The sequence below is a fragment of the Modestobacter versicolor genome, assembly GCF_014195485.1.
In the GTDB taxonomy this organism is placed as follows: domain Bacteria; phylum Actinomycetota; class Actinomycetes; order Mycobacteriales; family Geodermatophilaceae; genus Modestobacter; species Modestobacter versicolor.
Map to the genome: position 1 here is coordinate 1,587,444 of NZ_JACIBU010000001.1, position 22,188 is coordinate 1,609,631.

General features: G+C 73.8%; 19 protein-coding genes and 1 tRNA gene. 12 read left to right on the plus strand and 8 right to left on the minus strand.

Annotation, left to right across the window (positions count from 1 at the left end):
* Positions 1-73 precede the first annotated feature (73 nt).
* A complete protein-coding gene (gene aceE / locus FHX36_RS07665; RefSeq protein ID WP_110553311.1) occupies positions 74-2,878 on the plus strand; it encodes a pyruvate dehydrogenase (acetyl-transferring), homodimeric type in 2,805 nt (934 codons plus the stop codon).
* A 54-nt stretch (positions 2,879-2,932) separates the two neighbouring features.
* Here aceE and FHX36_RS07670 read toward each other — a convergent pair whose 3' ends face one another.
* From FHX36_RS07670 to FHX36_RS07685, 4 genes are all read right to left on the minus strand, one after another.
* The gene (locus FHX36_RS07670) at positions 2,933-3,400 is read right to left on the minus strand and encodes an anthrone oxygenase family protein (RefSeq protein ID WP_183513657.1); all 468 of its coding nucleotides are present in this window, start codon (positions 3,398-3,400) and stop codon (positions 2,933-2,935) included.
* Positions 3,401-3,461: 61 nt separating this feature from the next.
* The gene (locus FHX36_RS07675) at positions 3,462-4,661 is read right to left on the minus strand and encodes a M20 metallopeptidase family protein (RefSeq protein WP_110551390.1); all 1,200 of its coding nucleotides are present in this window, start codon (positions 4,659-4,661) and stop codon (positions 3,462-3,464) included.
* A gap of 37 nt (positions 4,662-4,698) precedes the next feature.
* Entirely contained in the window at positions 4,699-5,229 is a 531-nt protein-coding gene (locus FHX36_RS07680; RefSeq protein ID WP_110551391.1) for a pirin family protein, read from the minus strand.
* Complete coding sequence (locus tag FHX36_RS07685; protein ID WP_258372625.1) at positions 5,226-5,936, minus strand: phosphatase PAP2 family protein; 711 nt, start codon at positions 5,934-5,936, stop codon at positions 5,226-5,228. The genes FHX36_RS07680 and FHX36_RS07685 overlap by 4 nt, the downstream gene beginning before the upstream one ends.
* Positions 5,937-6,003: 67 nt before the next feature.
* Between FHX36_RS07685 and FHX36_RS07690 the strand changes: the two genes are divergently transcribed.
* From FHX36_RS07690 to FHX36_RS07715, 6 genes are all read left to right on the plus strand, one after another.
* On the plus strand, positions 6,004-7,170 hold the full coding sequence (locus FHX36_RS07690) for a PucR family transcriptional regulator (protein ID WP_110551393.1): 1,167 nt from the start codon (positions 6,004-6,006) through the stop codon (positions 7,168-7,170).
* Between the two features lie 152 nt (positions 7,171-7,322).
* Positions 7,323-8,525 (plus strand): acyltransferase domain-containing protein, encoded by a 1,203-nt coding sequence (locus tag FHX36_RS07695; RefSeq protein WP_110551394.1) that lies wholly within the window; start codon positions 7,323-7,325, stop codon positions 8,523-8,525.
* Positions 8,522-9,490, plus strand: a complete 969-nt coding sequence (locus FHX36_RS07700; protein ID WP_110551395.1) for a beta-ketoacyl-ACP synthase III — start codon at positions 8,522-8,524, stop codon at positions 9,488-9,490. The genes FHX36_RS07695 and FHX36_RS07700 overlap by 4 nt, the downstream gene beginning before the upstream one ends.
* An 88-nt stretch (positions 9,491-9,578) precedes the next feature.
* Positions 9,579-9,824, plus strand: a complete 246-nt coding sequence (locus FHX36_RS07705) for an acyl carrier protein (protein WP_110551396.1) — start codon at positions 9,579-9,581, stop codon at positions 9,822-9,824.
* A gap of 146 nt (positions 9,825-9,970) precedes the next feature.
* The gene (locus FHX36_RS07710) at positions 9,971-11,212 is read left to right on the plus strand and encodes a beta-ketoacyl-[acyl-carrier-protein] synthase family protein (RefSeq protein ID WP_110551397.1); all 1,242 of its coding nucleotides are present in this window, start codon (positions 9,971-9,973) and stop codon (positions 11,210-11,212) included.
* A 31-nt stretch (positions 11,213-11,243) separates the two neighbouring features.
* The gene (locus FHX36_RS07715) at positions 11,244-12,659 is read left to right on the plus strand and encodes an acyl-CoA carboxylase subunit beta (RefSeq protein WP_110551398.1); all 1,416 of its coding nucleotides are present in this window, start codon (positions 11,244-11,246) and stop codon (positions 12,657-12,659) included.
* 163 nt (positions 12,660-12,822) lie between these two features.
* Here the strand turns inward: FHX36_RS07715 and FHX36_RS07720 are convergent, their stop codons facing one another.
* Together FHX36_RS07720 and FHX36_RS07725 are read right to left on the minus strand one after the other, a co-directional pair.
* A complete protein-coding gene (locus tag FHX36_RS07720; RefSeq protein WP_110551399.1) occupies positions 12,823-13,323 on the minus strand; it encodes a DUF3145 domain-containing protein in 501 nt (166 codons plus the stop codon).
* Positions 13,324-13,633: 310 nt separating this feature from the next.
* Positions 13,634-14,536 carry an ABC transporter substrate-binding protein gene (locus FHX36_RS07725; protein ID WP_110551409.1) on the minus strand — a complete coding sequence of 301 codons (903 nt, stop codon included), beginning with the start codon at positions 14,534-14,536 and terminating at the stop codon, positions 13,634-13,636.
* A gap of 137 nt (positions 14,537-14,673) precedes the next feature.
* On the opposite strand from FHX36_RS07725, the gene FHX36_RS07730 reads away from it, so the two are divergent.
* From FHX36_RS07730 to FHX36_RS07750, 5 genes are all read left to right on the plus strand, one after another.
* On the plus strand, positions 14,674-16,371 hold the full coding sequence (locus FHX36_RS07730) for a phosphatase PAP2 family protein (RefSeq protein ID WP_110551400.1): 1,698 nt from the start codon (positions 14,674-14,676) through the stop codon (positions 16,369-16,371).
* Positions 16,368-16,958: a hypothetical protein gene (locus FHX36_RS07735; RefSeq protein ID WP_110551401.1), complete on the plus strand. Its 591-nt coding sequence runs from the start codon at positions 16,368-16,370 to the stop codon at positions 16,956-16,958. Before FHX36_RS07730 ends, FHX36_RS07735 begins: the two co-directional genes overlap by 4 nt.
* Positions 16,959-16,961: 3 nt before the next feature.
* Complete coding sequence (locus FHX36_RS07740; protein WP_110551402.1) at positions 16,962-18,059, plus strand: lysylphosphatidylglycerol synthase transmembrane domain-containing protein; 1,098 nt, start codon at positions 16,962-16,964, stop codon at positions 18,057-18,059.
* 43 nt (positions 18,060-18,102) lie between these two features.
* Positions 18,103-18,765 (plus strand): phosphatase PAP2 family protein, encoded by a 663-nt coding sequence (locus FHX36_RS07745; protein ID WP_110551403.1) that lies wholly within the window; start codon positions 18,103-18,105, stop codon positions 18,763-18,765.
* Between the two features lie 51 nt (positions 18,766-18,816).
* Positions 18,817-18,890, plus strand: a tRNA-Ile gene (locus FHX36_RS07750).
* Between the two features lie 25 nt (positions 18,891-18,915).
* On the opposite strand, the gene FHX36_RS07755 is transcribed toward FHX36_RS07750, so the two are convergent.
* The gene (locus FHX36_RS07755; RefSeq protein WP_181428687.1) at positions 18,916-19,338 is read right to left on the minus strand and encodes a tyrosine-type recombinase/integrase; all 423 of its coding nucleotides are present in this window, start codon (positions 19,336-19,338) and stop codon (positions 18,916-18,918) included.
* A gap of 509 nt (positions 19,339-19,847) precedes the next feature.
* Entirely contained in the window at positions 19,848-22,163 is a 2,316-nt protein-coding gene (locus FHX36_RS07760) for an MMPL family transporter (RefSeq protein WP_110551405.1), read from the minus strand.
* Positions 22,164-22,188: the final 25 nt, after the last annotated feature.

Here is a 22,188-nt window from a genome sequence, read left to right on the forward strand (position 1 = left end):
GCCCGGGACGTCCCGCAGGACGTCGAGCGCGGGTCGCGTGACGCCGACGACCCGGACAGGAGACGATGGGGGCATGAGCGCACCGCAGCAGTCGGACGGAGACCCCGCCCGCACCACCGGCACCCCTCGCGCGGTCATCACCGACGGGCGGCCCAGCCAACTCCCGGACACCGATCCGGACGAGACCCAGGAGTGGCTCGAGTCCCTCGACGCGGTCGTCGACCACGCCGGCCGCAACCGCGCCCGCTACCTGATGCTCCGGATGCTGGAGCGCAGCCGCGAGCAGCAGGTCGGCGTCCCCGCGCTCCGCAGCACCGACTACATCAACACGATCCCGCCGGAGCAGGAGCCGTGGTTCCCCGGCGACGAGGACGCCGAGCGGAAGATCCGCCACGCGATCCGCTGGAACGCCGCGATCATGGTGCACCGCGCGCAGCGGCCGGGGATCGGCGTCGGCGGGCACATCTCCTCCTACGCCTCCTCGGCGATGCTCTACGAGGTCGGCTTCAACCACTTCTTCAAGGGCAAGGACCACCCGGGCGGCGGCGACCAGATCTACTTCCAGGGCCACGCCTCCCCCGGCATCTACGCCCGCGCCTTCCTCGAGGGCCGGCTCGACGAGCACCAGCTCGACGGGTTCCGCCAGGAGGTCAGCCACCCCGGTGGCGGGCTGTCGTCCTACCCGCACCCCCGGCTGATGCCGGACTTCTGGGAGTTCCCCACCGTCTCGATGGGCCTCGGCCCGATGAACGCGATCTACCAGGCGCGGTTCAACCGCTACCTGCACAACCGCGGCATCGCCGACACCTCCGACCAGCACGTGTGGGCCTTCCTCGGCGACGGCGAGACCGACGAGCCCGAGTCGCTCGGCCCGATCGGGCTGGCCGCCCGCGAGGAGCTGGACAACCTCACCTTCGTCATCAACTGCAACCTGCAGCGGCTCGACGGCCCGGTGCGCGGCAACGGCAAGGTCATCCAGGAGCTGGAGTCCTTCTTCCGCGGCGCCGGCTGGAACGTCGTCAAGGTGATCTGGGGCCACGGCTGGGACAAGCTGCTGGCCGCCGACCGCGACGGTGCGCTGGTCAACCTGATGAACAGCACGCCCGACGGCGACTACCAGACCTACAAGGCCGAGGACGGCGCCTTCGTGCGCGAGCACTTCTTCGGCCGCGACCCGCGCACCCGCAAGCTGGTCGAGGGCATGACCGACGACGAGGTCTGGCAGCTCGCCCGCGGCGGCCACGACTACCGGAAGGTCTACGCCGCCTACAAGGCCGCGATGGACCACAAGGGCCAGCCGACGGTCATCCTGGCCAAGACCATCAAGGGCTGGACGCTGGGCAGCCACTTCGAGGGCCGCAACTCCACGCACCAGATGAAGAAGCTCACCGCCGAGGACCTGGTGGGCTTCCGCGACCGGCTGCAGATCCCGATCCCGGACGAGCAGCTCGACAAGACCATGCCGCCGTACTACAAGCCCGCGCCGGACTCCCCCGAGATGCAGTACATGCTCGAGCGGCGTCGCGCGCTGGGTGGGTCGATCCCCCGGCGGCGGTCGGAGCACAAGCCGCTGAAGACCCCGGAGGACAAGGCGTTCGACGTCCTCCGGCGCGGCTCGGGCAAGCAGGAGGTGGCCACCACCATGGCCTTCGTCCGGCTGCTCAAGGAGCTGATCAAGGACAAGGAGCTCGGCCCGCGCTTCGTACCGGTCATCCCCGACGAGGCCCGCACGTTCGGGATGGACTCGCTCTTCCCGACGCAGAAGATCTACAACCCGCACGGCCAGAACTACACGTCGGTCGACCGCGAGCTGATGCTGGCCTACAAGGAGTCCGAGCTGGGCCAGATCCTGCACGAGGGCATCAACGAGGCCGGTTCGACGGCGTCGTTCACCGCGGCCGGCACGTCCTACGCCACCCACGGCGAGGCGATGATCCCGATCTACATCTTCTACTCGATGTTCGGGTTCCAGCGCACCGCCGACTCCATCTGGGCGGCTGCCGACCAGATGACCCGCGGCTTCCTGCTGGGCGCGACCGCCGGCCGGACGACGCTGAACGGCGAGGGGCTGCAGCACGAGGACGGGCACTCGCTGCTGATGGCCGCGACCAACCCCGCCGTCGTCACCTACGACCCCGCGTTCTCCTACGAGGTCGGGGCGATCACCAAGGACGCCCTGGCCCGGATGTACGGCGAGGACCCGGGCGCCCCGCTCGGCGAGCACCGCGACCCGAACGTCATGTACTACCTGACGATCTACAACGAGCCCTACGTGCAGCCGGCCCAGCCGGAGGACCTCGACCTCGCCGCCCTGCTCGCCGGCATGTACCGCTACGCCGAGGGCCCGCAGACCGAGGGCCCCAAGGCGCAGGTCCTCGCCTCGGGCGTGGCCGTGCCGTGGGCGCTGCGCGCCCAGGAGCTGCTGGCGAACGACTGGGGCGTCTCGGCCGACGTGTGGTCGGTGACCTCGTGGACCGAGCTGCGCCGGGAGGCGCTCGAGGCCGACGAGTGGAACATGCTCAACCCGGCCGAGGAGCCGAAGGTCCCCTTCGTCACCCGGCAGCTGGAGGGCACCCAGGGCCCGATCGTGGCGGTGTCGGACTGGATGAAGGCCGTCCCCGACCTCATCGCGCCGTTCGTCCCCGGCGGGCTGGCCAGCCTCGGCACCGACGGGTTCGGCCTCTCCGACACCCGCCCGGCGCTGCGGCGGCACTTCCACGTCGACGCCGAGGCGATCGTCGTCCGCACGCTGGCCTCGCTGGCCTCGCGCGGTGAGGTCGACCGCGACCTGGTCCGCCAGGCCCTGGAGAAGTACCAGGAGCGCGACGAGCAGGCCGCTCCCGAGGAGCGCCGGACGGACGACCACCCGGCCACCTGAGGCAGCACGGCAGCGGCCCGTCTCCCCCACCGGGGAGGCGGGCCGCTGCCGCGTTCAGCGCCCGGCGCGCGCCGCCGCGGCGGTGGCGACCGCGCCGGCGCCCAGCAGCACCCGGCGGATCTCGTGGCCGCCCTCCCACCGCGCCCGCTGGGTCTGCCAGTCCACCGCCTCCTGCTCGACCTGCCAGCTGCGCAGCTCGTGGTTGACCGGGGCGTTCACGGCCCGCGTGACCCGCACGGCGGCCACGTCGGCGACGGCCGCCGCGGCCCGGCCCGCACCGGCGACCGGCCGGCCGGCGAGCAGCGACAGCACCGCCGCGACCGCGCCGCTGCCGATGGCGCCGAGCAGCACCGGCGGGGCGAGCCGGCGCATCACCCGGTCCCGGCGCTGCTGCGCCGGCAGCCAGTGCGCCCAGTCGGCCCGCAGACGGCGGCGGCGGAGCGGGTCGGCCACCAGCAGCGCGACCAGGACGGCGGTCAGGACGTCGTGCAGCCGGCACACCCGGCGGGTCGTCGTGCCCATGCCGCACGAGCGTGGCCCGACCGCCGCCGTACCGGAACCCCCTCCGGCACGGCGCCCGCGGTCAGCCGGCCAGCGCCTGCAGGGCCATCCGCGCGTAGAGGGCGACACCGTTGGGCAGCGCGTCCTCGTCGAAGACCACCAGGTTCGAGTGGTTGCCCGGTGCGGTGGCCGGGTCGAGCTCCGGCGGGCAGGCACCGAGGAACGCCATCGCGCCCGGCACCCGCTCCAGCACGTAGGAGAAGTCCTCGGCCCCCATCAGCGGCACGGGCATCACGGCGCTGTGCTGCTCGCCCAGCAGGGCCGCCGCCGTGTCGGTGACCTGCGCGGCGACCCCGGCGTCGTTGACGGTCACCGGGTAGCCCTCGACGTGCACGAACTCCGCGGTCATGTCGTGGGCCAGGGCCACGTGCTCGCCCACCCGCTGCACCGAGGCCAGCACGTCGGCCCGCCGCTCCGGCGAGAGCGTGCGGATCGTGCCGTGCAGCAGCGCGGACGCCGGGATGATGTTGTCGGTGGTGCCCGCCTCCAGGTGGCCCACGGTGACCACGGCGGGGTCGAAGACGTCGACCCGGCGGGTGATCATCGACTGCAGCGCCAGCACGATCTCGGCGGCGACCGGCACCGGGTCGGCCGACAGGTGCGGGGTGGAGGCGTGCCCGCCGCGGCCGCGCACGGTGATCGTCCACTGGTCGGCCGAGGCCATCATCGCCCCGCCCCGGACGTTGATCGTGCCGCTGCGCCACATGGTCGAGATGTGCAGCGCGAAGGCCCCGCTGACCGGCGCCTCCGGGACGACGTCGAGCAGGCCCTCCTCCAGCATGAAGCGGGCGCCGTGGTGCCCCTCCTCCCCTGGCTGGACCATGAAGACGACCTGCCCGGCGAGGGAGTCCCGGCGCTCGGCGAGCAGCCGCGCGGCGCCGAGCAGCATCGCGACGTGCGTGTCGTGACCGCAGGCGTGCATGACGCCGGGCACCTCGGAGGCGAAGTCCAGGCCGGTGTCCTCGTGCACGGGGAGGGCGTCCATGTCGCCGCGGAGCAGGTAGGTCGGGCCGGGCCGCGCCCCGCGGAGCACGCCGACGACCGAGCTGGTGCTGCGCCCGGTGGTCAGCTCGACGGGGAGGTCGGCGAAGGCCTCCAGCACGGTCGCCTGGGTCTTCGGCAGGTGGTTGCCGATCTCCGGCTGCCGGTGCAGCCGCCGGCGCAGGTCGACGGTGCGGTCGGCGTCGGCACGGGCGGCGGCGAGGAGGTCAGCGGCACTCATGCGCACAGTCTGTAGCAGTGCTCAGGATCGCGGGAGGTCAGTCGGCCCAGGCCGGCCGGGCGACGTCGAACTGCCAGACGCAGACGGTGGCCGGACCCTCGACCCGGCCGTCCCCCACGCCGGCGGTCACCGTGCCGTCCCGGACGACCACCCGCAGCCCGGCCGGGACGTCGTCGTCGGCCGCCCCCAGCCACAGCCGGGCGTCGGGGCGGCCGAGGTCGACCCAGCCGGTGGGCCGCAGCAGGACGTCGTGCGCCGGGGTGCCGCCCGGTTCCGCCGCCCGCAGGTAGGCCTGGACGACGTGGGCGCCCCCGCTGCCGGCGACCTCGTCGTGCTCGAGCCCGCGGCCGGCGCGGAGCACCGCCACGTCGCCGGCACCCAGCACGGCCTCCCGCCCCCACGTGTGCCGCAGCGAGCCGTCGAGCAGCACCGCCACCACGTCGACGTCGGCGTGCGCGTGCCGCCCGTACCCGGTGCCCGGCGGCAGCCGGTCGTCGGCCAGCCGCAGCAGCGGTCCCAGGGAGCCGTCGTCGGGCGCGAGCAGCACCCGCTGCTCCAGCCCGCTCACGTGGCCGGGCCCGGTCGCAGCGCCGCCCGGCCGCCGGGCAGCGCACCGAAGGCCAGCGCCACCAGCAGCGTCCAGCCCAGCCCCAGCGCCCAGCCGCCGAGCACGTCGGAGAGGAAGTGCACGCCCAGCCACATCCGGGTGAGGCCGACCAGCAGCACCAGGGCGGCACCCGCGGCCAGCCACCAGCGCCGGGCAGCCGGCGCCAGCAGCGGCCAGGCCAGCACCAGCGCGACCGTCACCAGCGCCGCGACCCCCGAGGAGTGCCCGCTGGGGAAGCTCAGCGAGTCGTAGCGCGCCCCGCCGTCGGCGAACTGCGGGCGCTGTCGGCCGACGAGCTCCTTGAGCGCCCCGGTGAGCGGGGACACCAGCCCGGCCGCGCCGAGCACCCAGGTCGCCGTCCACCACGACCGGCGCAGCACCAGCCAGACCAGCACGGGCAGCAGCACGACCCCGCGGGACACCGACAGCCCGGGCGCGGTGGCCACCTGCAGCACGCTCTCGACCAGCCCGGAGCGGTCGTCGCCGGCGTAGAGGGCGTCGCGCACAGCGCCGTCGACGCGCAGCAGCGGCGCCCAGCCGGCGGCGACCGCCCCGCCCAGCACGACGAGCAGCAGCGCCGCCCCGGCGACCGCCGTCAGCACCCGGGCCGTCGACCGCGCGGCCGGGACGGCGAGGGTGTCCGGCTGACCCGGATGGGCGGTGTGCACGCCACCAGGGTCCCCGACGCGGCCCGCCGTGACACGCTGGAGCCGTGCAGCGAGCGAGGAAGCCCAGGTGAGCGTCGCGCCGTCGGAGGCGACGCTGCGCCGGCTCGAGCGCAGCTCCGGGGCCCTCGCCACCCAGGCCGTCGCGCGGATGGACGAGGAGCTGCCCTGGTTCCGCGCCATGCCCGCGGCCCAGCGCTCCTGGGTCACCCTCGTCGCGCAGGCCGGCATCGCCTCGCTCGTCGAGTGGTGCCGCAACCCCGGCCGCCCGCCGCGGCTCACCGGCGAGGTGTTCGGCGCCGCCCCCCGCGAGCTGATGAACGCCGTCCCGCTCAAGCGCTCGGTCGACCTGATCAAGGTCACCGTCGAGGTGGTCGAGGACCGGGTGGAGCAGGTCGCCGAGCCCGGCGACGCCGACCGGCTGCGGCTGACCGTGCTGCAGTTCAGCCGGGAGATCGCCTTCGCCGCCGCGCACGTCTACGCCAGCTTCGCCGAGAACCGCGGCGCCTGGGACGCCCGGCTGGAGGCCCTCGTCGTCGACGCGCTGGTCCGCGGCGACCGCTCCGAGGAGCTGCCCGGCCGCGCGGCGGCGCTCGGCTGGGCCGAGACCGCGCCGGTGGTGGTGCTGGTCGGCTCCGCGCCACCCGACGACTCCGACTCCCGCGCCGCCGTCCGCCGGGCCGCTCGGTCGATGGGCTGCGAGGTGCTGGTCGGGGTGCACGCCGACGAGCTGGTCGTCGTCCTCGGCGGCGCGCAGGACCTCACCCAGGTGACCGCGCGGGTCTGCCGCGAGTTCGGCCCGGGCCCGGTCGTGCTGGGCCCGCAGGTCGACTCCCTCGCCCACGCCGGGGAGTCCGCCACCGCCGCGCTCGCCGGGCTGCACGCCGCCGCGGCCTGGCCGGACGCCCCGCGCCCGGTGGACGCCGAGGACCTGCTGCCCGAGCGCGCGCTGGACGGCGACCCGCTCGCCCGCGCCGCGCTGGCCGAGCGGGTGGCGGTGCCGCTGCAGGACGCCGGCGGCGAGGTGCTGGAGACCGTGCGCACCGTGCTGGGCAACGGCGGCAACCTCGAGGCCACCGCGCGGGCCATGTTCGTGCACACCAACACCGTCCGGTACCGGCTCAAGCGGGCCGCCGAGCTCACCGGCTACTCGGCCACCGACCCCCGCGGGGCCTGGACGCTCCAGCTCGCGCTGGCCCTCGCCCAGCTGGACGGCGCCCGCTCCCTCTGGCACTGAGCCGACGCCCCGGGATTGTGGCCTTGTCCACCGACACGCGGCCTCCGCCGCGGTTGACGAGCCGCCGGTTGTAGGGATCCTCCAAAGATCCGCCCATGTTGTTCGTGGGCGCTGGCCGCACGGGAAACGCCCGGGCCTGGCACGGTGAACACGTGCTGGCCGTCCTCGCTCCCGGACAGGGTGCCCAGAAGCCCGGGATGCTCACCGAGTGGCTCGACCTCCCCGGAGCCGAGTCCTTCTTCCGCTGGGCCGGTGCCATCGCCGACGCCGACCTGCTGACCCTGGGCACGACCGGTGACGCCGAGGCCATCAAGGACACCGCGGTCACCCAGCCGCTGGTGGTCGCGATGAGCCTGTTCATCGCCCGCGAGCTGGGTGGGATGCCCGGCCCGGTGCTGCACACGCCGCACGCCGGCCGCGACGTCGTCATCACCGGCCACAGCGTCGGTGAGCTGACCGCCGCCGCCCTCGCCGGGGTGCTGACGGTCGAGGCCGCGATCGCGCTGACCGCCGTCCGCGGCCGGGCGATGGCCCGCTCCTGCGCGCAGACCCCGACCGGGATGTCCGCCGTCCTCGGCGGCGACCCCGACGAGGTGCTCGCCGCGATCGAGCGGCACGGGCTGGTGCCGGCCAACCGCAACGGCGGCGGCCAGGTCGTCGCCGCCGGCTCGCTGGACGGGCTGGCCGCGCTCAAGGCCGACCCGCCGGCCAAGGCCCGGATCATGCCGCTGTCGGTCGCCGGCGCCTTCCACACCCACTACATGGCCTCGGCCCGCGAGGAGCTCAAGGCGCTGGTCGGTGGCCTGCAGCCGGCCGACCCCAGCCGCCTGCTGCTGTCCAACGCCGACGGCGCGGCGGTCGACTCCGGCGCCGAGGTCGTCTCCCGGCTGGTCAGCCAGGTCACCAGCCCGGTCCGGTTCGACGCCTGCCTGGCCACCCTGCGCGACCTCGGGGTCAGCGCGGTCATCGAGCTGCCGCCGGCCGGCGCGCTGGCCGGCCTGGCCAAGCGCGAGTGGAAGGGCTCGGAGATCGAGGTGCTGGCGCTGACCGGCCCCGCCGACCTGGACCGCGCCCGCGAGCTGATCGCCGCCGAGCGGGGCCGCGCCGAGGCCGAGCACTCGCCGGACTGGCGGGTCGTCGTCTCCCCGGTGCGCGGCACCGTCAGCCCCGCCGCCGTCCCCGAGGGCACCCACCTCCCGGCCGGCAGCCCGCTCGGCTGCATCCGCAGCCGGCGCGAGGAGGTCAACGTCTCGGCCGGCTACGACGGCGTGCTCGCCGAGTGGCTGGTGCAGGACGGCGACCTCGTCGACGCCGGCGACCCGATCGCCCGTCTCTACCCGGAGGTCTCTGCATGAGCTCGATCCGACTGCGACAGGGCGCCCCCGGGGCGCAGCTGCTCGGCCTGGGCAGCTACCGGCCGCGCCGCCGGGTGACCAACGACGAGCTCGCGCAGGTGATGGACACCAACGACGAGTGGATCCAGAGCCGGGTCGGCATCGCCGAGCGCCGGTGGGCCTCCGAGGACGAGACGCTCGTGGAGATGGCGGTCGCCGCCGGCGGCAAGGCGCTGGCCGCCAGCGGGCTGGCCCCCGACCAGGTCGACATGGTCATCCTCGCCAGCGCCAGCCTCCAGGCCCCGATCCCGGGCATCGGCCCGCAGGTCGCGCACCGGCTGGGCATCCCCCGGCCCGGGGCCTTCGACCTCAACGCCGGCTGCGCCGGGTTCTGCTACGCCCTCGGGGTGGCCAACGACGCCATCCGCAGCGGCGACGCGACCAACGTGCTGGTCGTCGGGGTCGAGCGGCTGACCGACGTCACCGACCAGACCGACCGCACCACCGCGGTGATCTTCGCCGACGGCGCGGGCGCCGCCGTGATCGGCGCCTCCGACGAGCCGGGCATCGGCCCGGTCGCCTGGGGCAGCGACGGCGACCAGTACAACGCCATCGAGATCGCCGCCGGTCGCTCGACGATGACCATGGCCGGCCAGGCGGTCTACCGCTGGGCCACCACCAAGCTCACCGAGACGCTCGTCGAGGCGATGGAGAAGGCCGGCGTCACCGCCGCCGACATCGACGTCTTCGCCCCGCACCAGGCCAACCTGCGGATCGTCGAGTCGATGGCCAAGAAGCTCGGCTTCGGCGAGAACACGGTCATCGCGCGCGACATCGTCCAGTCCGGCAACACCTCCGCCGCCTCCATCCCGCTGGCGCTGACCGCGCTCATGGAGTCGGGCGAGGCGAAGTCCGGCGACCTCGCGCTGGTGCTCGGCTACGGCGCCGGGCTCACCTTCGCCGGTCAGGTGCTCCGACTGCCCTGACCCCACCCACTGCCGGGACACCCGTCCCGGACGACGGCGGCGGACCGTCCCCCGGCCCGCCGTCACCATCCGAGAGAGAGGACCCAGCGTGCCCAGCACCGCAGACATCCAGGCCGGTCTCGCCGAGATCCTGGAGGAGGTGGCCGGCGTGACCCCCGCCGACGCCACCCCGGAGAAGTCCTTCACCGACGACCTGGACGTCGACTCCCTGTCGATGGTCGAGATCGCCACCGCCGTCGAGGACAAGTTCGGCGTGGCCATCCCCGACGACGAGCTCGCCAACATCAAGACCGTCGGCGACGCCATGTCCTACATCGAGAAGAACCAGGGCTGACGAAGGACCCCGCTGCCCCCCACCGCTCGCACGCTCGCGGCGGGCCCCTGCAGCGGGGCTCGCACGCTCGCGGCGGGCCCCTGCAGCGGGGCCGTTCCAGCACCTCATCCCCGGCCGTCCGGCCAGTCAGTCAGGAAGGAACGTCCATGAGCACGCCCACCGCCGACATCGTCGTCACCGGGCTCGGTGCCACCACCCCCCTCGGTGGTGACGTCGCCTCCACCTGGGAGGCACTGCTGGCCGGTCGGTCCGGGGTCAGCCGGATCACCGACGACTGGGTCAAGGACTTCCCGGCCCAGCTGGTGGCCCGGCTGGCGACCGACCCGGCCGACCAGCTCGACCGGGTGCGGTCCCGCCGGCTCGACCGCAGCCAGCAGGTCGCCGTCATCGCCGCCGAGGAGGCCTGGCGCGACGCCGCCGGCGCCGACTCCGGCATCGACCCCGAGCGCCTCGCCGTCGTCTTCGGCACCGGCATCGGCGGCGCGCTCACCCTGCTCGGCCAGGACGACGTCCTGGAGGAGAAGGGCCCCAAGCGCGTCTCCCCCTTCACCATCCCGATGCTCATGCCCAACGGCCCCGCCGCCGCCGTCGGCCTGGCCGTCGGCGCCCGGGCCGGTGTGCACGCCCCGGTCAGCGCCTGCGCCTCCGGCGCCGAGGCGATCCGCTGGGGCCTGGACCTGCTCCGCCTCGGCCGGGCCGACATGGTCGTCGTCGGCGGGACCGAGGCCTGCGTCCACCCGCTGCCGATGGCCGGGTTCGCCGCGATGCGCGCGATGAGCACTCGCAACGACGAGCCCGAGCGCGCCTCCCGGCCCTTCGACAAGGGCCGCGACGGCTTCGTGCTCGGCGAGGGCGCCGCGGCGCTCGTGCTGGAGCGCGCCGACGCGGCCGCCGCCCGCGGCGCCACGGTCTACGCCCGGCTTGCCGGCGCCGGTGGCACCTCCGACGGCTACGACCTCGTGGCCCCGCACCCCGAGGGCGAGGGGGCCGCCCGGGCGATCGGCGCGGCCATCCGCGACGCCGGCCTGACCCCGGCCGACATCGGCCACGTCAACGCGCACGCCACCTCGACCCCGCTGGGCGACACCGCGGAGGCCACCGCGATCCACGACGCGATCGGCGACCACGTGCTGGTCACCGCCACCAAGAGCCAGACCGGCCACCTGCTCGGTGCCGCCGGCGCCCTGGAGTCGGTGTTCGCGATCCTGGCGCTGCGCGACCAGGTGGTGCCGGCGACCGCCAACCTCGAGGACGTCGACGACTCCCCCGCCGTCCAGGCCCTCGACATCGTCCGCCGCGAGCCGCGGAAGGCGAGCTTCACCGCCGCGCTGAACGACTCGTTCGGCTTCGGCGGCCACAACATGGCCCTGGTGTTCACGACGGCGTGACGGACCCGACCCGCTCCTCGAGGAGTCGCTCATGACCACCATCTCCGCCGCACCGCCGACCACGCCGACCGTCGACCCGCGGGACCCCGAGGACCGGCTCGCCCGGTTCTTCGACCCCGGGTCGATGCAGACGCTGGCCCCCCGGGACACCTCCGGGGTGCTCGCCGCCCGCGGCACGGTGTCCGGTTCGCCGGCGATCGCCTACTGCACCGACGCCACGATCATGGGCGGCGCGATGGGCGTCGACGGGTGCCGGCACATCGTCGACGCCATCGACGCCGCGCTCCGCGAGCGGGTGCCGGTCGTCGGCATCTGGCACTCCGGCGGTGCCCGGCTGGCCGAGGGCGTCACCGCCCTGCACGCCGTCGGTGAGGTCTTCGCCGCGATGGTGCGGGCCTCCGGGCGGGTGCCCCAGATCTCGGTCGTCCTGGGGGCCGCCGCCGGTGGCGCCGCCTACGGTCCGGCGCTCACCGACCTGGTGATCATGGGGCCGGCCGGCCGGGTCTTCGTGACCGGTCCGGACGTCGTCCGCTCGGTCACCGGCGAGGTCGTCGACCAGGAGCAGCTCGGCGGGCCGGACACCCACGGCCGGCGGTCCGGCGTCGTCCACGTGGTCACCGACACCGAGGCCGAGGCGCTGGAGACGGCGCGGACGGCGGTCGACCTGCTCGCCGCGCAGGGCACCTTCGCCCCCGCCGACGACTCCCCCGCCGTCGACCTGATGGCGCTGCTCCCCGAGCAGCGCAACCGGGCCTACGACGTGAAGCCGGTCGTCGCCGCGCTGCTGGACGGGCCCGGCCTGGAGCTGCACCCGCGGTTCGCGCCGAACATCATCACCACCCTGGGCCGGCTGTCCGGGCGCACGGTCGGCGTCATCGCCAACAACCCGCTGCGGCTGGGTGGCTGCCTGGACTCCGCCTCGGCGGAGAAGGCCGCCCGGTTCGTGCGGATGTGCGACGCCTTCGGGGTGCCGCTGGTCGTGCTGGTCGACGTCCCGGGCTACCTGCCCGGTGTCGGGCAGGAGTGGGACGGCGTCGTGCGCCGCGGCGCGAAGCTGCTGCACGCCTTCGCCGAGGCCGTGGTGCCTCGGGTGACGCTGGTGACCCGCAAGTCCTACGGCGGCGCCTACATCGCGATGAACGCCCGCTCGCTGGGCGCGACCGCGGTGTTCGCCTGGCCGGGCGCCGAGGTCGCCGTGATGGGCGCCAAGGCAGCGGTCGGGATCCTGCACCGCAAGAAGCTCGCCGCGGCCCAGCCCGGTGAGCGGGAGGCGCTGCACGCGCAGCTGGCCGCCGAGCACGAGCGGATCGCCGGTGGGGTCGCCCGGGCCCGGGAGATCGGGGTCGTGGACGACGTCGTCGACCCGGCGCAGACCAAGCGCCGGCTGGTGGCCGCGCTGGCCGAGGCGCCCTCGGGCCGCGGGGCGCACGGCAACATCCCGCTGTAGGGCAGACGCACGAACGGCCCGGCACCCCATGGGGTGCCGGGCCGTTCGTGCGTCGTCAGGCCGTGTCTTCGAGGACGGCGGCGGGCAGCGCACCGGCATCCTCGGCCCCGCTGCAGGGGCCCGCGCCGAGCCTGCGAGGCGTGGGGGGCAGCGGGGTCCTTCGTCAGACGACCTGGTGCAGCCAGGTGACCTGGGTGCCGTCGCCGGCGTGCCGGTAGGCCTCGAGGTCGGCGTCCCACGCGGCGCCGAGCAGGTCGTCCACGCCGTGCCGGAAGGCCTCGATCGAGGTGGCGGTGGCGGCGAGGTGGCGGAGCTGGTTCTCGTTGACGACCAGGTCGCCGCTCGCGCTGACCGCGGAGCGGTGGACGCCGTAGCCGGGCACGTAGGACATGCGCTCGCCGTCGTTGCCGTGGCTGGCTTCCTCGGTGACCTCGAAGCGCAGCATCGGCCACTGCTTCAGGGCAGCGACGAGGCGGGCCCCGGTGCCGGGCGCGCCCGTCCAGGCGACCTCGGCACGGTAGGACCCGTGCGTCACGGGCTGCTCACCCCATGACAGGGAGACCGGCGTGCCGACCACGCGCTCGAGCGCCCATTCGACATGCTGGCAGAGCGCCTTCGGGCACGCGTGCACGAAGACGACACCCTGGGTTGACCGTCGCTGCACGGCGCACCTCCATCGACTCGACTGGTTCGTCTTCCCCAACGGACCTGTCGCGCGATGACTGCGTTGCGTACCTCGGCGGCTCTCAGAGCAACCGGTGCAGAGTTTGCCGGATCGTGACCTGCTCGCGCCAGCCCGAGTTGGGTCGGATGAGACATCTGGGGCCCGAGTGGTCCAGTGTGGCGATCATCTTCGCAGGTCACGCCCGCTCCAGCGGCGACACGTGGACAGATCTGACGAGAACTGTCCAGATGTCGCGGGCGGCGGTCCCGGAGGCAGCGCGGGACCTCGGGAGCGGTGCGTGCACGGTAGCTCAGGCGGCGTCCCACCAGCGGGCTGCGGCCTGCTCGGGTGTCAGCCCCTCGCTCTCCACCGCGCGGTTGAGCCTGATCAGGTCGGCGGTGGTCAGCCGGGCACTGGCCGCGTTCAGCGCGTCCGCGAGCGGCGCACCCCAGCGGTCGAGCACCGCCGCACCGACCAGGGGCACGACGTTCTCCCGGGGCTGCAGCCCGCGGTCGTCGACCAGCAGGACGACGGAGGCCTGCGACAGCCGCGGGTCGGTCGTCTCCAGCAGGCCGACGTGGACGTGCCCGGTGAGCAGTGCCTCCACGGTCGCCGACCGCGACGGCATGTTGCGCACGTCGGCGAAGTCCAGGCCGTAGACCGCCTGCAGGCCGGGCAGGCAGAGCGGGCGCTGCCGGCACTCGGGCGGGCCGCCGAAGGTGAGCCCACGGGCGAGCGGAACGAGGTCGGACAGCGTCGTGACGCCGTGCCGGGCGGCGAAGGCGGTGCTGACGGCGAACCCGTTCTGGTCCTCGGCCTCCGCGGCGTCGAGCACCACGACACCGCGGCCGCGCAGGGCCTCGCGCAGCGCCGCGTGCAGGTCCGCCGGCGTCCCCGGCCCGGCGCCGGCACCGCGGTCGGCGAACTGCAGCGCCGTCCCGAGGTAGTCGATGACGACGTCCACCACGCCCTGCTCCAGGGCCGGCTGCACCACCTCGCGGGTGCCCACCCCGGACTGCAGCGAGACCGGCAGGCCCGCCCGGCGGACCGCCTCGGCGTACACCGCGGCCAGGATCTCGTTCTCGCTGAAGTCGTAGGAGGCGAACCGGATCGTCGCGGTGGGCTGCTCGCCCTCCGGCTCGTCGGCCGAGCAACCGGCGAGCACCCCGAGCAGCGCGACCAGGAGGGCGGCCCAGCTCCGGTGAGGTGACATGCTGCCCGCCTCCCCTGCCGCAGCGTCACCGCCGAGCGCGAGGCGCGCCCCGACGGTGCGGGAACGGCCCACGTTAGCGGCGCCGGGGCGCGCAGAGGGATGTCCTGGGCGGCCCGCGAGGAGCACGATCACGGGCCATGACCACGCTGCCGCGGGCGGTGTCCGTCGTGGGTCCCGCCGCCGGGCCCGGACCTCCGGCGATCCGTCGCGTGGGTCGCCGTCGGCGGCCGTCGGGCGAGCCGCCACCCCTCCCCCGGCACCTGAACGCGTCGGGAAAGTGGTGGCTCGCGCTCAGCGGCGGCGTCGTCGTCGTGTGGGTGGTGGTGTGGGCGACCGACAACGTCGGGTGGTTCGACGCCGCCGACACCGCGGTGCTGCAGGCGTTCGAACGGCTGCGCTCACCCGCCCTCACCGAGGTCGCCGAGGTCGCCGGTGTGCTCGCCACCCGGGAGGCCATCTACGTGCTGTGGCTGGCCAACCTGCTGCCGCTCATCGTGTTCCGCCGGTGGCGGCACCTGTTCGTGTCGATCGCGGTCGGACTGGTCGTGGTCAACACCGGGGCCGGCGTGGCCGCCACCCTGCAGCGGCCGCGCCCCTACGAGGTCGAGATCATCGGCCCGTGGGCCGGCTTCTCCATGCCCCCCCTGCCGGTCACCGTGCTCGCGGCCTTCCTGCTCGCCATCGTCTACTCGCTGGTGCCGGCCGGCCGGAAGCGGACCGTCTGCAAGTGGGTGGTCTGCGGGCTGCTGCTGGTCACCGCGCTGTCCCGGCTGTACCTGGGCCAGGACCACCCGACCGACGTGGCCGCCGGCGTCATCCTCGGCGTGGCCGTGCCCCTGGCGGCCTTCCGGCTGCTCACCCCCAACGACGTCTACCCGGTGCGCTACCACCGGGGCCGCCCGGCCCACCTGGACGTCACCGGCAGCCGGGGGGCGGCGATCGTGCGGGCGCTGGAGGACCAGCTGGGGTTGCTGGCCACCCAGGTGGAGCCCTTCGGCCTGGCCGGCTCGGGTGGCTCGACCCCGCTGCGGATCACCGTGAAGGCCGCCGGCGAGGGCGAGAGCTGCGTGTTCGGCAAGCTCTACGCGGCCACCCACGTGCACTCCGACCGCTGGTACAAGCTCGGCCGCACGCTGCTGTACGGGCGGCTGGAGGACGAGCAGCCGTTCCACAGCGTGCGCCGGCTGGTGCAGTACGAGGACTACGTGCTGCACCTGTTCACCTCCGCCGGCCTGCCCGCGCCGCGACCGCTCGGCATCGTCGAGATCACCCCCGAGCGCGAGTACCTGCTGGTCACCGAGTTCATCGCCGGCGCACGGGAGATCGGGGACGCCGAGGTCGACGACGACGTCATCGACCAGGGGCTGGCGGTGGTCCGCCGGATGTGGGAGATCGGCGTGGCCCACCGGGACATCAAGCCCGCGAACCTGCTGGTCCGCGACGGTCGGCTGGTGGTCATCGACACCGCGTTCGCCGAGGTGCGGCCCAGCCCGTGGCGGCAGGCGGTCGACCTGGCCAACATGATGCTGGTGCTGGGGCTCCGCACGGACGCCGAACGGGTGTACCGGCGCGCGCGGCGCCAGTTCTCCGACGAGGAGATCGCCGAGGCCCTCGCCGCGACCCGCGGGCTGACCATGCCCTCGCAGCTGCGCCGGCTGCTCCGCCAGCAGGGCCGCGACCTGCATGCGGACTTCGTCCGGCTGCTCCCCTACCAGCTGCCGCCGGTGCGGATCCAGCGCTGGAGCTGGCGGCGGACCGGGCTGACCATCGCCACGCTGGTCATGCTGCTGCTCTGCGCCGCGGTCACCGCCGACCTGCTCCGGTCGCCGCTGTGACCCGCCGCGGCGTCGTCCTGGCCGCCGTCCTGCTGGTGACCGGTGGCCTGGCCGGCTGCGGCAACGACTCCCCCGCCGCGATCACCTCACCGCCGACGTGCCCGGTCGGCGACGACGGAGCGGGCAACGGTGTGATCCTGATGGCCCAGTCGGTGCCGACGGCGGCCTGGGTGCCGTGCGTGCAGAGCTCCCTGCCGCTGGGCTGGGGCTTCTCCCACCTCGACGCCCGCGACGGCGAGGCCCGCTTCTGGCTGGACTCCGACCGCGACGGCGTGCACGCGGTGGAGGTCCGGCTCGAGGGGTCCTGCGACACCGAGGGCACCACCGAGATCGCCAGCGACCGGGACGACATGCGGCGCTACGAGCGGGTCCGGCAGGTGAGCCCCACCTACTCCGGCGAGCGGCACTACGTGTTCCCGGGCGGGTGCCTCACCGTCGCCTTCCGGCTGGACGGCGACAGCCCCGGCGAGGCGCTGGCCCTCGCCTCGCAGGCGGTGGACGCGGTCAGCCGGGCCGAGCTCCGCACCCAGGTGCACGTCGACAGCGGGGGCCGGGTCGACCTGGACCCCGGCAGAGGGGACGGCTGAGCCATGGCCACCGTCGAGCGCAGCCGACCCGCGGCGCAGCGGCCGCGACCGGCGTGGCGCCGGGTGCTCCCCCCGCTGCTGTCGTTGGTGCTGGTCGCGGCGGTCTTCGCCTGGTTCCTGCCGCAGTTCACCAGCCTCGGCGACGTGTGGGCGACGGTGCGCGCCATGTCGGGGCTGCAGATCGCCGTGCTCGCGCTGGCCACCGTGTGGAACCTGGCGACCTACCAGTTCGTGATGGTCACGACCACGCCCGGCATGACGCTGCGGCAGGCGACGGTGTCGACCCAGACGACGACGGCGGTGTCGAACACCGTGCTGGGTGGAGCCGCCATCGCACTCGGGCTGACGTACGCGATGAACAGCTCGTGGGGGTTCTCCCGCTCCCGGACGTCGGTCTCGCTGCTGACCTCGGGGCTGTGGAACAACTTCGCCAAGCTCGGCCTGCCGGTGGTCGCGCTGGCGCTGCTCGCCTTCTCCGCGCCACCGTCGGCGGCCCGGCTGACGGCCGGTGCGCTGGGCGTGATCGGGCTGGCGGCGTCGCTCGTCGGGCTGTGGCTGGTGCTGCGCAGCCGGAGCAGCGCGGCCCGGGTGGGGCTGGCGCTGGCGCGGGGGGCCTCCGGCGTGCTGCGGCTGGTGCACCGCCCGCCGGTGAGCGGCTGGGACCGGGCGTTCGTGACGTTCCGGGACCGCACGGTGCTGCTGCTGCGCGCCCGCTGGCACTGGCTGACCCTGGCGACGCTGGTCAGCCACCTGTCGCTGTTCCTGGTGCTGCTGCTGGCGCTGCGGTTCTCCGGGGTCACCGCCGAGCAGGTCGGGTGGGTCGAGGTGCTGGCGGTTTTCGCCTTCGCCCGGCTGCTGACCGCCGTGCCGTTCACCCCTGGGGGCCTCGGGGTGATCGAGGTGGCGATGATCAGCGGGCTGGCGGCCGCCGGTGGCGAGCGTGCCGAGGTCGCGGCGGGGGTGCTGGTGTTCCGGCTGCTGACGTACCTCCTGCCGATCCCGATCGGCGTCCTGACCCACCTCTTCTGGCGGCGCAACACGTCGTGGCGGCGGGCGCCCAACTCCGCGCCGCGCACCGACCTGGTGCCCGAGGCAGCATGAGCACCGCAGCGCGGCGGGCACCGGTGCCCGGGTACGCCGGCTGATGCTGGTCGACAGCGGGCGGGGGCTCCGGGTCAGCGGTGCGCTGCTGGCCGGGGCGGTCGTGGTGAGCGCGCTGGTGGTGTGGCCGGTCACCGAGCCCGCGGTCCAGGCGGTCGACGACTGGGTGTGGCGGCTGGCCGGGTCGGCGGAGAACGAGCCCACGACCGCCGTCGCGGTGGCGATGTCGTGGCTGGGCGGGGTGTGGGTGAACTGGCCGCTGCGGGTGGCCGCGCTGGCACTGCTGGCGTGGCGGCGGCACTGGCTGCGGCTGGCCGCGTTCAGCCTGTCGGTGCTGACGAGCGAGGCGCTGATCGGCCCGGTGAAGGCGGCGGTCGACCGGCCGCGGCCGTCGCTGGCGCTGATCGAGACCAGCGCGGCGTCGTTCCCGTCCGGGCACGCGATCGCCGGTGCGATCACCGCGGTCGGGCTGGTGCTGGCGGTGGTCGAACCCGGGCCGGCGCGCTGGCGGTGGGAGGTGCGGGCGGTGGTGTTCGCGGTGGTGATGGCGCTGTCGCGGGTGTACCTGCGGGCGCACTGGCTGTCCGACACGGTGGCCGGTGGGCTGCTCGGCGCGGGGCTGGCGCTGGGCTGGCCGGCGCTGCTGACGGCGCTGCGCGAGCGGGCCCAGGACTCCTCGCCGCCACCCGGCCGGCGCCGTCGCTGAGCGACCGGGGCGTGCCCGGCTCCGCAGCCGCCGCATGGCAGAGTTGCCGCCGGGGCGGTAGCTCAGCCGGTCAGAGCATGGGACTCATAATCCCTGGGTCGTGGGTTCGAGCCCCACCCGCCCCACCGGTCCTGATCTGCGGTTTCGCCCTCACGGTCGGACCACGGGCGCCCACACGGCCCGGGGGTGGGCACGAGGTGGGCACATCGGCGTCGGTGTGCGCCCGGTGGGCACGCGGGACAGCGCGGCAGCCGACTCCGCGGCCTCACGCTCCACGTCCTCGAACACCGACGTGTAGACCTGCTCGGTGATCGCCGTCGACGAATGCCCGAGCATCTGGCGGGTGAGCTTCAAGTCCTTCGTCGCTCGGTAGGCCAGGCTCGCGGCCAGGTGCCGCAGGTCGTGCAGCCGCACCGGCGGCAGTCCGGCCCGCACAACGAGGCGGTCGAACCGCTGCGAGACGCTGTCCGGGCACCAGCGCGGACCCGTCAGCTTTCGCGAACACCAGGCCGGTGTCGACGCACGCGGACCCCAGCAGCAGCCGGAGCTCGGCCAAGCGGCGCCGGTGGGCACGCAGCACCTCGACGGTGCCGGCGTCCCGGCTGACTGGGCGGGCGCTGGTGTCGATCTTGGTGTCACCGGCCACGACATCGCGGCCGACCTGGACTCGGGCCGCACGGATCGTGACGGTGCGCCGGTCGAGGTCGACATCGGACCAGGGCAGGCCCAGCGCCTCGGAGCGACAGAGGCCGCGGAAGGCGATGAGGTGCCACAGGCCGCACCCAGCCGACGGGTGCGTCAGAAGGGCTCCCTCCTGCACGCAACTGGACACGGGCGCCCGACAGCGGCAGTGGATCCCCAGCGCAACGCCCTTCGGCTCTGCGAGCAGCGGCGTGCCCGACGAGCAGGCTCAGAAACCGGTCGAGCGTCGAGTGGCATCCGGCGCAGCCCTGCCACCGTGTCTCCGACACCTGACGCCCGGAACCAAGAGCCGTTACCCCGCGGAGAGGGCAGCACCGGACACCTCGCGTCAGTGGTGAGGAGCCCGGTGCAGCGCCCACGTAGTAGCCGAGCGCTGAGAACTACGTGACGCCCCCTGCGGCCTGCTCAGCGGGCGTCCGGTCGCCGACGCCGTCATCTTCTTCGTCCTTGACACTGTCGCCACCGGCGGGTGCCTCGATCGACACGTGCGGAAGGACTCTGTCCAGCCAGGAAGGCAGGTACCAGTTCGCCTGTCCGAACCGGTGCATCAGCGCAGGCACGAGAACGGTGCGCACGACGAACGCGTCGAGGAGGACCGCTGACCCCAGGCCGATGCCGAACAGCTTGATGATTCGGTCGTCGCCGAGCACGAATCCGCCGAAGACAGCGATCATGATCAGCCCGGCCGCAGTGATGATGCCGCCGGTCTCGCCCTGGCCGACGGTGACGGCGCGGGCGGTGTCGCCGGTCCGCCGCCACTCCTCGTGGATGCGGCTCACCAGGAACACCTGGTAGTCCATGGACAGTCCGAAGAGGATCGCGAAGAACATCACCGGCAGAAAGGCCCCGATTGGTCCGCCGCCGCCGATCCCCAGCGGCTCGGCCAGCCAGCCCCACTGGAAGATCGCGACCACCACGCCGAACGACGCCCCGGCGGCGAGCAGGTTCATGGCCGCGGCGGTGACCGGGATGAGCAGACTCCGGAACGCCACGAGCAGCAGCAGGCAGGACAAGCCGATGACCGCGGTGAAGAACAGCGCCATCCTGGCTGACAGGATCTCCGCGAAGTCCACGAAGACCGCGGTGCTACCGGAGACGTAGATGCGGCTGTCCGTGCTCTCGTACAACGGCGGCAGTACGTCGGCGCGCAACCGCTCGATCAGCTCGGTGGTCGCCGCGTCCTGGGGAGAGGTCACGGACTTGAACGTGATCAGCGAGACACCTTGTCCGGCGGGCACGGTCTGGATGCTGTCGGGGGCGACGTCGGGGACGGTGCCGAGGCGGTCGGCGATTCGCCCCAGGAACGCCTCGTCTGCGGACCCCGGTCCGCTGACGACGAGCTGGAGTCCGGAGTTGTAGCCAGGCCCGAACCCCTCGGCGATCAAGTCGTATCCACGGCGGGTGGTCTGGTCCAGCGGGTCGGTGCCCTGGTCGGGGGCGCCGAGGCGCATCGAGAAGAACGGCACCGACAGCGCAGCCAACAGGACGGCGGCAAGCATCCCGAGCGCGATCGGGCGTCGTTGGACGAGGTCCGCCCAGCGGAACCACGGTCCATGGTGGTCACCGACCTCGACGGTTCCGGCTCGCACCGCTGCCCGCTGGCGACGGGGCAGCACTCGCAGGCCGAGAAGGCGCAGCAGTGCAGGCAGCAGGGTCAGGGAGGCGACCATCGTGATCGCGACGCCGATCGCGGTGCCCAGCGACACCCCGTAGAGAAAGCTCACTCCCAGGGCCCACATGCCCATCAAGGCGATGCAGACGGTGATGCCCGCGAAGAGCACGGCTCGACCTGCTGTGTCGACCGCGAGGATGATCGACTCCTCCACTCCCAGCCCACGCAGGAGGTTGCGGCGGTGCCGGGTCACGATGAACAGGGCGTAGTCCACCCCGACCCCGAGGATCATCAGCAGCGCCAGCTGATCGGCGAACGATGCCACCGACATGGTGTGCGACAGCAGGCCGATGAGCGGGAGCCCGGTCAGGATCGCAGCGACGGCGCTGATGAGCGGCAGCACCGTGGCGCTGAGGCTGCGGAAGACCAGCAGCAAGATGACGAAGGCTGCGAGGAAGCCGATGAGCTCAGGTGAGAGCGCGCTCTCTGTGGGCGTGAGGCCACGGAAGACCTCCCCGGTGAACTCGACCTGCAGCGGACCGCCTTGAAGCTGCTCGAGCGCGGCAGTGGGGTCGTCTGCCACAGGGCGGCCGGAGAAGGCCGAGCCGAACCGCTCGACGGTGCCGTCGAGGTGCTCGGTCGTCGGCTGCGCGGCCGAGTAGTTCACGATGATGAGTCCGATCGATCCGTCGGGGCTCACGAGCGCGTCTTGTGCCGTGGCGTCGGTCGAGCCCGCACCCGTCGCACAGTCGGTGCTGCCGTACGGCGACTGAACCGAGGACAGGCCCACGTCAGCTGCGCACAGGGACTCCAGCGCGGGCTGCACCCGGTCGGCGAACTCTGAGATGTCCGCCTCGCCGGCGTTGAGCACGATCTGGCCCGACGCGCCGTTGCGCTCAGCCAACCCGGCTTCGGTCAAGAGCTCGGAGACAGCTTCGGACTCCGTGCCGGGCAGCGAGAAGTCGTCCTCGTACTGCGCCCCGCCCATCGCCGAGAGCACTGCTTGCAACGCAAGGATGGCGATGACCCAAGCGGTGACGACGACCCAACGTCGTCGGATGGCGAACCGAGCGAGCGCTCTCACGCCGACCCCTCGAGCGCTCGTTCGT